This is a genomic window from Adhaeribacter radiodurans (assembly GCF_014075995.1).
GTDB classification, from domain to species: domain Bacteria; phylum Bacteroidota; class Bacteroidia; order Cytophagales; family Hymenobacteraceae; genus Adhaeribacter; species Adhaeribacter radiodurans.
This window is the reverse complement of record NZ_CP055153.1, coordinates 5598012-5611586: the sequence shown is the minus strand read 5'-3', so window position 1 is coordinate 5611586 and position 13575 is coordinate 5598012. Positions and strand designations below refer to the sequence as shown.

The 13575-nt window shown below is 42.2% G+C and carries 10 protein-coding genes; 6 read left to right on the top strand and 4 right to left on the bottom strand.

The window, feature by feature from the left end:
- Window positions 1–16 precede the first annotated feature (16 nt).
- A complete protein-coding gene (locus HUW48_RS22340) occupies window positions 17–1159 on the bottom strand; it encodes a methionine aminotransferase (RefSeq protein ID WP_182413039.1) in 1143 nt (380 codons plus the stop codon).
- Between the two features lie 455 nt (window positions 1160–1614).
- On the opposite strand from HUW48_RS22340, the gene HUW48_RS22335 reads away from it, so the two are divergent.
- Window positions 1615–2007: a hypothetical protein gene (locus HUW48_RS22335; protein WP_182413038.1), complete on the top strand. Its 393-nt coding sequence runs from the start codon at window positions 1615–1617 to the stop codon at window positions 2005–2007.
- A 187-nt stretch (window positions 2008–2194) separates the two neighbouring features.
- Here the strand turns inward: HUW48_RS22335 and mfd are convergent, their stop codons facing one another.
- Window positions 2195–5566: a transcription-repair coupling factor gene (gene mfd / locus HUW48_RS22330; protein WP_182413037.1), complete on the bottom strand. Its 3372-nt coding sequence runs from the start codon at window positions 5564–5566 to the stop codon at window positions 2195–2197.
- 241 nt (window positions 5567–5807) lie between these two features.
- Between mfd and HUW48_RS22325 the strand changes: the two genes are divergently transcribed.
- Together HUW48_RS22325 and HUW48_RS22320 are read left to right on the top strand one after the other, a co-directional pair.
- Window positions 5808–6335 (top strand): hypothetical protein, encoded by a 528-nt coding sequence (locus HUW48_RS22325; RefSeq protein ID WP_182413036.1) that lies wholly within the window; start codon window positions 5808–5810, stop codon window positions 6333–6335.
- Between the two features lie 95 nt (window positions 6336–6430).
- Window positions 6431–6904 (top strand): DUF4174 domain-containing protein, encoded by a 474-nt coding sequence (locus HUW48_RS22320; RefSeq protein WP_182413035.1) that lies wholly within the window; start codon window positions 6431–6433, stop codon window positions 6902–6904.
- 5 nt (window positions 6905–6909) lie between these two features.
- Here HUW48_RS22320 and HUW48_RS22315 read toward each other — a convergent pair whose 3' ends face one another.
- The gene (locus tag HUW48_RS22315) at window positions 6910–7461 is read right to left on the bottom strand and encodes a lipocalin family protein (protein WP_182413034.1); all 552 of its coding nucleotides are present in this window, start codon (window positions 7459–7461) and stop codon (window positions 6910–6912) included.
- 524 nt (window positions 7462–7985) lie between these two features.
- Between HUW48_RS22315 and HUW48_RS22310 the strand changes: the two genes are divergently transcribed.
- Both HUW48_RS22310 and HUW48_RS22305 read left to right on the top strand, forming a co-directional pair.
- A complete protein-coding gene (locus HUW48_RS22310; RefSeq protein ID WP_182413033.1) occupies window positions 7986–8477 on the top strand; it encodes a YajQ family cyclic di-GMP-binding protein in 492 nt (163 codons plus the stop codon).
- 266 nt (window positions 8478–8743) lie between these two features.
- Window positions 8744–9508, top strand: a complete 765-nt coding sequence (locus HUW48_RS22305) for a TerC family protein (protein ID WP_182413032.1) — start codon at window positions 8744–8746, stop codon at window positions 9506–9508.
- Between the two features lie 64 nt (window positions 9509–9572).
- On the opposite strand, the gene HUW48_RS22300 is transcribed toward HUW48_RS22305, so the two are convergent.
- Window positions 9573–10103 carry an RNA methyltransferase gene (locus tag HUW48_RS22300; protein WP_182413031.1) on the bottom strand — a complete coding sequence of 177 codons (531 nt, stop codon included), beginning with the start codon at window positions 10101–10103 and terminating at the stop codon, window positions 9573–9575.
- Window positions 10104–10430: 327 nt separating this feature from the next.
- On the opposite strand from HUW48_RS22300, the gene mutS reads away from it, so the two are divergent.
- Window positions 10431–13025, top strand: coding sequence for a DNA mismatch repair protein MutS (gene mutS / locus HUW48_RS22295; RefSeq protein ID WP_182416485.1), 2595 nt, complete (start codon window positions 10431–10433; stop codon window positions 13023–13025).
- Window positions 13026–13575: the final 550 nt, after the last annotated feature.

Here is a 13575-nt window from a genome sequence, read left to right as displayed (position 1 = left end):
AACCAAAAATTAAAATTTATAAACGATTTAATTTTTCGGCGGCGGCGCGTAAGGTGTCCTCGTTTTTAGCGAAACAAAAGCGGAGCAAGCCATGATCGGTTTGCTGGTGGTAAAATACCGAGATAGGGATAGCTGCTACGCCCACTTCAGTTGTTAACCTACGGGCAAAAGCCTGATCCCTTTCCTGGGTAATGTTTTCGTAGCTTACTAATTGAAAATACGTGCCCGCCGAAGGTGTTAAGGTAAACCGGGAGCTTTGCAGTAATTGATGAAATAAATCACGTTTGGCCTGGTAAAATGCCGGCAAAGTAAGATAATGTTCCTGATTATCGAGGTAATCGGCAATGGCGTACTGAATAGGAGTAACCGTACTAAAAGTCAAATACTGGTGTACTTTCCGGAATTCAATGGTCAATGCCGCAGGAGCCACACAATAAGCCACTTTCCAGCCAGTAGCATGGTAGGTTTTGCCGAACGAAGAAATGACAAAGCTACGAGCGGCCAGTTCGGGTTTAGTAAGTAAACTTAAATGCGGTTGGCCATCAAAAACCATGTGTTCGTAAACTTCATCGCTGATAATTAAAATATTAGTATCTGTCACCAATTCGGCTAGATTTAGTAAATCCGAAGCGCTTAAAACGGCTCCCGATGGATTATGCGGCGAATTAAGTAAAATAGCCCGGGTGCGGGACGTAATGGCTTCTTTTACCAGTTGCCAGTTTATTGCAAAAGAAGGTACTTGCAGAGGTACAAAAACGGGTTGGCCACCATTGAGTAAAATAGCCGGCACGTACGAATCGTAAGCCGGTTCGAGTATAATTACTTCATCTCCGGGGCGTAAAATGGCTGCCAGAGCAGCGTATAAAGCTTCGGTAGCACCCGAAGTAATAGTTATTTCAGTATCGGGGTCGGGCGCAAACCCGTACAATTTTTCGGTTTTACTGCTTATCTGTTCGCGTAATTTTAGTACCCCGGCCATTGGAGCGTACTGGTTAAAACCTTGCCTTAAATAATCGCTTACCAACTCAGTTAATTCTGGTGGACAATTAAAATCCGGAAAGCCTTGCGATAGATTGATAGCGCCGTACTGCTGCGCCAACTGCGACATCACCGTAAAAATGCTGGTGCCAACTTGAGGTAATTTGGAGGTAAGTATCATGCGTAAAACAGAAACGGCGCTAAATTAGAAATTAACTAGCGGGATAACGAATAGTAGTTATTTTCTGATAATAAATTTAAAACAAGCCCCGCTACTTCCTTTATTATTTTTTAAACCACATAACGGCAAATCTCGTTTATATCGAAATTGTGTGTTTAGCTATTCAACACAGGTCTTAAAAGAGTTTTAAATTCTTTACCAGGACTACCTGAAATAGACCAGTTCTCTTATTGTGCACTCAGCAATTTGCTAGTAGGACTCTGTTTAACTCAGTTCTAGGAAAGAGGAAGATACGTAAATATAGTTGAGCAAAATAAGCAGGCAATCTAACTTAATCACAGAAAAATATAGAATTATTTAAATATATTACTTGGCCTTTGTTTTTGGCCTGATTTTTAAACATTATATGCTACGACAGGTCTTTAGGAGAGTTGTCATAGAACTGCTCTTTCGGAATGGAAAAACTATACTTTACAGATCAAATCGAAATTTTTTACGATACAGACAACAACTGGATTTATGTTAATTGGATTGGTTTCCAAACGACGCAGTCGGTAAAAGATGGCTGCGGCAAAATACTCGAATATCTTATTTCCGAGGCGTGTACTAAAGTTCTAAACGATAACACTCTGGTAGAAGGTATGTGGTCTGGTGCCGCCAAATGGGGTGCCGATATTTGGTTTCCGGATTTACAGGCGCATGGCCTGCAAGCCTTTGCCTGGATTTATTCCCCGAGTATGCTCAGCCGCTTATCCACGGAAAAAACCTTAACGCACGCTCACCATCCGGATTATATTCAAACCTTCGACGACATAGAAGAAGCAAAGGCCTGGCTGCGGAATGTATAATTTAGTCGATAGACCATGGACCATAGTCCAAAGCAAAAATTTAAAAAGATACGTTTATAGCACTTAAACAGAAGTTTAAGGTAATTTATGGGCAACTAACGCCATTGCCCTTAGATCTTCGTCAGACTAAAATTTACGATTATTTAAAAATTTACCTTCCACCAGCCGGCGCCTTTCCTACTTAGCTTTAGTGCTTAATACTTTCGGTTAACTGCTCAAATACGTCGCAGGCGGCATTTACCGATTTAATGTTGTCAAAAATAACGATCAGTTTGTCTTTGGTTTCTTTCAGCCGCGATTGACGGGGATGTTGCTGCACGTATTTTAAGATGTGGCCAAAAGTTTCTGACTGAAAATATTTGTCGTTATTTACCGAAGAGATATACCCTTTCATTACCTCTTTCTTAATCGTGAGCTTCTCAAAACCTACTTCCTGCGCTTTCCAACGTAGTTTCACAATCTGAATCAACTTCTCTACTGATTCCGGTAAAGGGCCGAACCGATCGATGATACCTTTTTGAATTTTTTCCAGGGCTGGCAAATCTTTTACCCGGTCGAGTTTGCTGTACAGGTTTAAACGCTCCGAAATGTTGCTCACGTAGGTATCCGGTATAAGTATTTCCAGGTCGGTTTCTACGGTACATTCACGCACCACGTCTAGGAATTGGTTCAGGTCTTTTTCAGAGCCCAGGAATAAATCGCGGAATTCGGTTTCTTTTAGTTCTTTAATGGTATCGTCCAGAATCTGGTGGTACATTTCAAAACCTAAATCGTTGATAAAACCACTTTGTTCACCACCCAACAAGTTACCTGCTCCCCGAATATCCAAATCGCGCATGGCTACTTTAAAACCATCACCCAAATCCGAAAATTCTTCTAAAGTGCTCAAACGCTTGCGGGCATCAGAAGGTAAACTGGACACCGGTGGGGTAAGTAAATAACAATACGCTTTTTTGTTCGAGCGCCCTACGCGCCCGCGCATCTGGTGCAAATCGCTTAAACCAAACATGTGCGCCCGGTTAATAATAATGGTGTTCGCATTCGGAATATCCAAGCCAGATTCAATAATGTTTGTGGAAACTAAAACGTCAAATTCGCCTTCCACAAATTTCATCATGCGCTTTTCGAGCTGTTCGCCGTCCATTTGGCCGTGGGCAAAAGTAATGCGGGCATCGGGTACTAATTTCAAAATCAGGTTAGCCATTTCATCCAGGTCGGCCACCCGGTTGTGCACAAAGAAAACCTGACCTCCGCGCTTTAACTCGTACATTACGGCATCGCGGATAATAGTCTGATCGAAAACGTGCAGCTCCGTTTGTACTGGCTGGCGGTTAGGCGGTGGCGTAGCAATTACCGATAAATCGCGGGCACCCATTAATGAAAAATGCAGCGTACGCGGTATAGGAGTAGCCGAGAGCGTAAGCGAATCTACGTTCACGCGCATTTCCTTTAGCTTTTCTTTCGTTTTTACGCCAAATTTTTGCTCTTCGTCAATCACCATTAAGCCCAAGTTTTTAAACTTTACATCTTTACTCACAATGCGGTGGGTGCCAATCAGAATATCGGTTTTTCCTTCGGCAACGCGCTGTAAAGTTTCTTTTATGTCCTTGGCCGTTTTAAAACGATTTACAAACTCTACGTTTACCGGAAATTTTTCTAAACGATCGCGAAAAGTTTTGTAATGCTGCATGGCTAAAATGGTAGTAGGCACCAGTACTGCAACTTGTTTGCTGTCGGTAGCGGCTTTAAAAGCGGCCCGAATAGCTACTTCGGTTTTGCCAAAACCCACATCGCCGCACACGAGGCGGTCCATGGGGTGCGGCTGCTCCATATCGTTTTTGACGTCTTCGGTTGCTTTGGCCTGGTCGGGGGTGTCTTCGTAAATAAACGAGGATTCCAACTCGGCTTGCATAAATCCATCGCGGGAAAAAGCAAATCCCGGTGCCGACTTGCGTTTGGCGTACAGTTTAATCAGTTCGGTGGCAATATCTTTTACCTTGCTCTTAACCCGCTTCTTTTTGTTTTCCCATTCCGGCGAACCCAGCTTGCTCATGCTAGGCGGAGTGCCTTCCTGGCCGGTATATTTACTAATTTTATGCAGCGCGTGAATACTCACGTACAACAAATCATCGTCGCGGTATACCAACCGAATGGCTTCCTGCATTTTACCGCCTACTTCTACTTTTTCGAGGCCGGCAAAGCGGCCAATACCATTATCTACGTGTACCACATAATCGCCGGGTTGCAGCGAGCGTAGTTCTTTTAAGGTAAGGGCCTTGGATTTAGAAAACCGTTCTTTGCTTTTGTATTTATAAAAGCGTTCAAACAACTGATGATCGGTGTACAGGGCAACTTTTACCTGGTCATCGATAAAGCCTTCGCGCAGTGAAATGGTAAGCGCCTGAAATTTTACCGCGTGATCGAGCTCATCAAAAATAGTGGTAAGCCGGTCAATCTGCCGCGGCGAATCGGCCGCAATAATGTTAGTAAAGCCATTGGTTTGGTTATCGTGCAGGTTGCTAACCAGTAAATTAAAATCCTTATTAAATGATGGTTGTGGCTTGGTATTAAAAGTTATGGTTTCGGAAGCTTTAAAGTGAAAGCGTTTGCCAAATTCTACCGTAGTAAACGGCTCCAGTAACTTTTTAAAGCTTTTGCCCGATTCAAATAAGTCTTCGGGCTTAGAAACTACTTTGGTGTTACCACTGGTGAGCATTAAATACTCAAAAGCCTGTTCCGCTTTCGTAAACGATTCATCAATTATATCAATGGCGTGGCGTACGTCTTTAAACCAGAGCCGGGTATTGGAGGGTAAAAATTCTAAAAAAGATTCCCGGGTTTCCTGCAATAATTTGGTTTGCACGTTGGGTACAATGGAAACGCTGTTTTGAGTTTCCACGGAAAGCTGCGTGTTGGGATTAAACGTCCGGATGCTTTCAATCTCATCACCGAACAACTCAACCCGGTACGGCAATTCGTTGGCATACGAAAATACATCCACAATGCCCCCCCGAACGGCAAACTGGCCGGCTTCGTAAACAAAATCGGTGCGCTCAAAATCGTACTCAGTTAAAACTTCCGATAAAAAGTTTACATCCAGTTTTTCGCCCACTTTCGCGCTAAATGTATTCGCTACCAATGATTTTTTATTGATTACTTTTTCAGTAAGGGCTTCGGGATAGGCTACTATTAACAAGCCAGCAGCGGCTTTATTACTAATCTGATTTAGTACTTCGGCCCGCATCAGAATATTGGCATTTTCCGTTTCATCGAACGAATAAGGTCGCTTGTACGACGATGGAAACAGCAAGGCTTCTTGCTTGCCGTTAAATAAATGCTGCAAATCCGATAAAAAGTAAGCTGCTTCTTCTTTATCGTGTAATACACAAACATGGTGGCCGGGCTGTAAACTGCTTACTGCAACGGCCATTACGGCATCTAAACTGCCTGCTAAGCCTTTCAGGTGCAAATGGGCTTTTTCCGGCGATTTAAGGCGTTCTGCAATGGTTTGAACTACCGGATCGAGCCGGTATAGTTCCAGGAAATCCTTTATTTTCAATTTTCTTAATCTTTCAATAAATAAAGAGCAAAGATACGGAATAATCTGCTCGCAAATTCCTTACGCATAATAGGAGCAGAGGGTACATTATCTAACCAAACAAAATATTTTAAAAAACGTACTTTTAAAATGATACTCCTTGATTAATAATTATTTATATTTATCCTTCGAAGATCAGCCACTAGCAGGCGAGTAGTTTAAAGTAATTTTTTAGTCCATTTAAATATAACTAGATGATAAAATGATGTACTCTAAATTTTTAACTCCTGCTATCTTCACAGCCGGAGAGTCTGATATTCGCTCACATATCCGCAGTTTTATGGCTGGGTATACCAAGTGCATCTATCTCACGCTGGTGTTAACCGGAATCGGACTATACCTTCAGTATTTCCAGAATATAACCGATAAACTATTTGTTTTTGCTCTGGGTAGTTTGGTAATATTGTTTATGGGCCAGATGCTGCTTTCCTTCTCTTTCATGCTGAAGAACTTATGGATAGCTTTATTCGGCGCTTTTTGCAGTCTGGCGCTGGCTACTGGTTTTACGGCAGTGTTATTTACTTTTCAGGGTTGGTGGGGCTCCCGTATATTGGTAACTTTAACAGCGCCGCTAGGAGTACTTACGTTCTTGTTCCTGGTAGGATATTTACTTACCCAAAACCAACAACGTCATCGGCGTCAACGGCATTTCTTAATTTTTAATCTACTGGTTCCGTTTGGAGTTCTGTTGTTGCTGAGTATAATGTCTTTTTTATTAGGTGGCATATAACCTGCTAAGGCCATAGAAGTTTAAATAATAGGTAGGCTTAGCTAAACAAAACGGCATTTAAAAAGTTTATTTACTGCAATAGCAGAAAATCGAGCATGAGTAAAAAAACAATGGCCATTTGGAGCTGGATGCTCTGGTGTTTATGTTGGTCTATATCCGGTAAATCTCAGGCAGCCGAATCCAACCACCCTATCATTACTCAAATGGACAAAGGTAAACATCGTTTTTTACTCGTATTTTCTCCCGATAACCAAAATGAATTTTTGCTGGCGCAGGATAAAATGCTGCGTCAGGCCCGTTTAGGCCTAAGCGAACGCGACCTGTTGGTAGTACAAGTAGTAAATAATGATGTAGAAGTAAATCCGCCCGTGAAGGAAGAATTTCCTTCGGCTACCTCCTTACGCCAAACGTATAAAGTAAATCCGGAGCAGTTTACCGTAATTTTAGTAGGAAAAGACGGCACCGAAAAGTACCGGGCTGCTCATGCCCAGGCACCTGCCGTATTGTTCGGAATTATTGATGCCATGCCTATGCGGCAGAACGAAGCGCACGAAAAAAATAATAAGTAAGCTTCTTAATCAAAACAAGCCTGGTTGGTCAGGTGTAAGTGATCTATGTCAAATCCTTTCTGTTGCGCTACTTGCACCAAACGCTGATACAAGGTAGGAGCCATAAACGGCGAACGACTTAATACCCAAAGATTCTGCCGGTCGGGGGTGCCTACCAATGCATGCGAATAATCCTCGTCCAAGTCTATAATCCAGTAATCGCCTTTAAAAGGCCATTGAAACTGCACCTTTAATTTTGCATTATTGCTGTCTGGTACCGGAAACGCTTTGCCCACGGCTACCGATTTCTTGCCTTGCGGACTTTTACGATTGCAACTGTTAACTACTTTTACGTATCCGGCCGGGTCTAAGGAGTATTCAGCGGTGGTGCAATGGCAGCCTCGCTCAAAAATTAATGGAAAGGCTGCAATCTCGTACCATTTGCCTGCGTAACGGGTTAAGTCTACGGCTGGTACCGTTTCTAAGGGTTGGTGGTTGCGCGAAAAATACCGCAATGCCAGTGCTCCCAGAGCTACGGTGCCGGCACCAATTAATATTTCCCGAGTGTTCTTTTTCATAGCTTTAGCTTTATAGGTAAATACTAGGTTTTAAGTTATACGGTGGTAAATGCTCTATCGCCCGCTATTCCGTGCAAAAATAATGTTCGCTTAGTCCTTATTGTTTGATTAAGAAAGAATTTTGAAATACGTAAAACCTACAGCCTAATTCAGGTATCTTACTATCTGGTAATACTAAAGTTTACTAAACGTGGCTTTTACTATTATCTTAAACCCCTATAGCCGTTAAAAGTTTAGCGTATTTGCCAGACCAAGTAAGGTAAGCTGCTTTACTTGCCATAATCGGATGCTTTGTTTCTGGTATGTTAAAAGTACATTTTTTTAATGCTGGCTTTGCTAGCCCAACTGCCTGGTCTTTTTTACCTGAATTATTCAGGTTTATATCTCAGGTTTTTCGGATTCTATTTCTTTACTAAACCGTAACTCGGGAACCTAAGATAGGGAGCAACAAGTATGACCAAAACTATTAACTTTGTTCCCACTTATACTTCTTATTTCCTTAACCAATACTAAAACTTTTTCGCATGGCCTCATTTGATATTGTAAGTAAAATAGATCCGCAAAGTCTGGAAAACGCATTGAATACCGTGAAAAAGGAAATTCAGAACCGTTATGATTTCAAGGATACCAAAGGCAGCGTGGAACTCGACAAAAAAACGAATATAATTCATATCACCACCGAAAATTCCATGCGGGTAAAGCACATCGAAGATATTATCATGGGCAAAATGGTAAAGCAAAACCTCGATGCTACCGCTCTGGATTTCTCGGAAGAAGAGTACCCCTCTGGCCCCATGATGAAAAAAGACGTGAAGGTAAAAGTGGGCGTAGACAAAGAAACGGCTAAGAAAATTGTAAAAATTATTAAAGACAGCAAATTAAAAGTGCAAGCCGCTATTATGGACGATCAGATACGGATTACCGGTAAAAAGATTGATGATTTACAGGACGTTATTGCCTTAATGCGTCAGTCGAACCTGGGCTTGCCATTGCAGTTCGTTAACATGAAATCATAAGTAAATAGACGCAAAAACTCCAATATTGGATGTTAGAACTTTTTGCATTTAAGTTAATGGATTGTTTAATTTTTGTTGCAGCAATCACGCCATTCAATATCTTAAATAAATCTAATCTGGTTTAGTAATGGTTAGAAGTTTCTGGCATTACAACCCGTTCTGATACTGTTGTAAAATATTTGGCAGGTAAAATCTGGAGTTATAATTATTTGATTTCGTGAATTTTTACTAATCTTTTTATCAAAATATAAATTTAAAATAAAACTATGTTTGATATTTTTGCGAGCCCTGATACCTGGATAAGCTTATTGACGCTAACCTTTATGGAGGTGGTATTGGGTATCGACAATATTATATTTATTTCTATTGTAGCCGGTAAGTTACCTGCCGCCGAACAAGGACGGGCCCGTACCATTGGGTTAATGCTGGCCTTGGTTTTCCGGATACTGCTGTTGTTGTCTATTTCGTGGATTGTTAGCCTCAAAGATCCGTTGTTTACCATAAACCTGTTTTGGACTGAAAGTGATTTTGGCGTAACTGGTCGGGATTTAATTTTATTAGCGGGTGGTTTGTTTTTGATTGCTAAAAGTACTACCGAGATACACCACAAGTTAGAAGGAGAATTAGAGGAGGCCGGAGTTTCTAAGGTGTATCATAGCCTGTCCCGGGTAATCATTCAGATTGTACTCGTAGATATTGTGTTCTCTTTCGATTCGATCCTGACCGCGGTAGGCCTGGTAGATAATGTTCTTATCATGATTATTGCGGTAATTATTTCGATGGGCATTATGCTGGCTTTTTCTAAATACATTGCCGATTTTGTGAATAATCACCCAACCATTAAAATGCTGGCCTTATCGTTCCTGATTATGATTGGTTTTATGCTGGTGCTGGAGTCGTTGCATACGCATGTACCAAAAGGCTATATCTATTTTGCTATGTTCTTCTCGCTGCTGGTAGAAATGCTGAATATGCGCTTACGTAAATCGTCTACGCCGCCAGTTAAACTGCGCGATTCAGATTTTGATTAAGGCTGAATAGTAAAAAAGAAGGTCATTCGTACGAATGGCCTTCTTTTTTACTAAAAATTGAATATTAACTACGCAGCTTACTCAGGAAATCCCAAACTACCACGCCTACGGCTACCGAAATATTAAGCGAGTGTTTGGTACCGAACTGCGGAATTTCAATCACAGCATCAGCCAATTCCATTACGTCGTCTTCCACGCCAAATACTTCGTTGCCAAATACCAGAGCGTATTTTTGATTGTCTGTTGGCTTAAAATCGGCTAAAGAAACGCTGCGATCGGCTTGTTCAATGGCAATTATCTGGTAACCTTCAGCTTTTAATCTTTTGGCTAAATCGGCGGTTTGGGTCGTGTGTTCCCAGTCTACGGATTCGGTGGCACCTAAAGCAGTTTTATTAATTTCTTTGTTAGGCGGCGTACCCGTAATGCCGCAAAGATAAATTTTGCTCACGGCAAATGCATCGGCAGTCCGGAAAGTTGACCCGACGTTGTGCAGCGAGCGCACATTATCCAGAACTAATACAATGGGTAATTTTTCCTGTTCTTTAAACTCTTCCACCGATACCCGGTTGAGTTCTTCCATTTTTAATTTACGCATAAAATTTGGGATGCTAGATGCGGTAAGGCGTGCCTCAATTGTTTAATTTTGTTTTAAGTCTTCCGGCAGCAAGTTTACAGGTAGCTTTTTACAACTAATTTTTTAAAACTGCTTCCGGAATATTCAGGAGAACGCCCCAGGTACATTTAAACCACAAATTTAGCTTAAATTTAAAATAAGTTAAAATTGCTACTCGCGGGAGCTTTGGCCAGAAAGCCAGAATTACCTGCACTTAGCGGTTAAACCGGGGCATTTAGTAAATTTATTTTAAATAGCTTAAGCAATTATATTTTGAGTACCACAGCCGATATTTCTGTAACGCCTTTAATGAAACAGTATTACGCCATTAAGGCGAAGCATCCCGGAGCCTTGTTGCTTTTCCGGGTAGGCGATTTCTACGAAACTTTTGGCGACGATGCCGTTAAAGCCAGCAAAATCCTGGATATCGTACTTACCAAGCGCGGAGCCGGCTCTACTTCTGAAACAGCTTTAGCCGGTTTTCCGCATCATTCTATGGATACGTATTTGCCCAAACTGGTCCGGGCCGGCGAACGCGTAGCCATCTGCGACCAGCTCGAAGATCCCAAGTCAGTAAAAGGTATTGTGAAGCGCGGCGTAACGGAATTAGTAACGCCCGGCGTATCGTTTAACGACCAGGTACTCGAAAGAAAAAGCAATAATTACCTGGCCGCCGTGCATTTTACTAAAAACGAAACTGGCATTGCTTTCCTGGATATTTCTACCGGCGAGTTTATTACGGCGCAAGGCGACCGGCCTTATATCGGGAAATTACTGCAAAGCTTTGCCCCGGCGGAAGTGCTTTTCTGCAAAAAAATGAAGGAAGAGTTTTACCTGTCCTTCGGTCCGGATTTTTGCCAGTACGCTCTCGATGAATGGGTTTTTGGCTACGATTTCGCGTACGAGAGTTTACTGCGGCATTTTGGTACTACTTCGTTAAAAGGTTTTGGAATTGACACTTTACGGGAAGGAATTATTGCGGCCGGCTGCATTCTGCATTATTTATCGGAAACCCAGCACCACGATATCAGCCACATCCGCACTATTTCGCGACTCGAAGAAGATAAATACGTGTGGCTCGATAAGTTTACCATCCGCAACCTGGAGCTTATTTTTCCGCAGCATACCGAAGGCGTTCCGCTGATTCAGATTCTGGATAAAACGGTTACTCCCATGGGCGCCCGACTGCTTAAAAAATGGGTGGTTTTACCGTTAAAAGAAGTATCGCAAATTCAAAGGCGCCTGGATACGGTAGAAGCTTTAATTAACAACAACGACCTTTTACAGGACATTATCCATTATCTGAAACAGATAAATGACCTGGAACGGTTAATCTCGAAAGTGGCGGTAAAACGGATTAACCCGCGCGAAATGCTGCAACTGAGCAAAGCTCTGGAAGCGACCGTGCCGATCAAAGAATTACTGGGCTTTAGTCAAATTCCGGCTTTAAAAAAACTAGCCGATCAATTAACTTTTTGCGACGAGATCCGGGAAGAGATCAAACAAAAAATAAAACCGGATGCACCCATGTTGACTAACCTGGGTAACATTATCAATCCGGGCATTCACGCCGAGCTGGACGATTTACGGGCAATTGCTTTTTCGGGTAAAGATTACTTACTGCAATTGCAGCAGCGCGAAGTTAAAAATACTGGTATTACCTCGCTTAAAATTGCCTACAACAAAGTTTTTGGGTATTACCTGGAAGTAACGCACGCCCACAAAGACAAAGTGCCCAAAGAATGGATTCGCAAACAGACTTTAGTAAATGCCGAGCGCTACATTACCGAAGAACTAAAAACTTACGAAGAAAAAATTCTGCACGCCGAAGAACGGATTTTTACCATTGAGCAGCAATTGTTCAACGAACTGGTGGTTAGTACCACCGAATACGTGGGTCAGATTCAGCAGAATGCCCGCGTTTTAGGAGTAATAGATTGCCTGGCTTCTTTTGCCTGCGCTGCCGTGAGTTATAAGTATGTGAAGCCCCAGGTAAATGATTTAAATGCCTTAAATATAAAAAAAGGGCGTCATCCGGTGATTGAGCGGCAGTTACCGCCCGGCGAAAGCTATATTCCCAACGATATTTTCCTGGATACCGACGAGCAGCAAATTGCCATTATTACCGGTCCGAACATGGCCGGTAAGAGTGCCTTGCTGCGCCAAACGGCTTTAATCGTGCTCATGGCGCAAATTGGGTCTTTTGTACCCGCTGAAGCAGCCGAAGTGGGCATTATCGATAAAATATTTACCCGGGTAGGTGCTTCGGATAATTTAAGCCGGGGCGAGAGTACTTTTATGGTGGAAATGACCGAAACCGCCAGTATTTTAAATAATTTATCAGAGCGCAGTTTAGTTTTAATGGACGAAATTGGTCGGGGTACCAGCACCTACGACGGTATTTCTATTGCCTGGGCCATTGTGGAGCACCTGCACAACCACCCGAAATCCCGCGCCAAAACTTTGTTTGCTACCCATTACCACGAACTAAACCAACTGGCCGAAGAACTACCGCGGGTGCGCAATTTTAACGTGAGTGTAAAAGAAACCGGAGGTAAAATATTGTTTATGCGCCAGCTTAAACCCGGTGGGAGCGAACATAGCTTCGGGATTCATGTGGCGCAAATGGCGGGTATGCCTAACACCGTGGTTCTGCGTGCCAGCACCATTATGCACCACCTAGAAGAAGATAAAATCCGGCAGAATCCTGATCAAAATTTAAAAAATCTGCCTAAACAGCAATACCAATTGAACATGTTTGAGTTGAATGATCCGGCCATGGTGCGCCTGCGTGAAATTTTCCAAAAACTAGACATTAATACCATTACGCCGGTAGAAGCTTTATTAAAATTAAACGAACTGAAAATGCTGGTAGACGAGCAGCAAGTACCGGGTAAGAAGTAGTTTTTTCTTCCGAAGTTTAAATTTTTACTTTTAAAAGGTGATTATTTTGAGTAGTTCTGTATCTGAACCTGCTTGGCGGGGCTTTGGGGAGTAATTACTTTCTACAAGCGCTATGGTATGGCCTCAAGGCTGGCGGGCCTCGTTTTTGCTTTTAGGGCGGTTTAGCGAACCTTTCCTCGCTCCGCTGCGGAACTGTGGCTTCGCCCCACCGGAACGCTAAAAGGGCCTAAAACCAAAAACTGGTAAAATTATCTGTAACTTTTTTCCTATAAAATAAATTTATTACTTAGGGGAAGGTTTATTTAAAAAACTCCCTTCCTAAGATTAGGAGGGCAGGGGTGGTTGACTCTGGTAAGGCAAAATTTAAAAACAGGTTCTTTTCGTCAGTTTTCTTGTTACCGGAACCAAATTAAAATTGTTTCGTGAGCGTTTTTCTGATTAATTACCTGTTTTGTTGCGTTAAATAAGAAATAATGAAGCTGATAATCAGGAAGAAGAAGGGATTAGTAAATTTTTTTTAATTTGGTACTTGACAAATGAAAATTAGTGC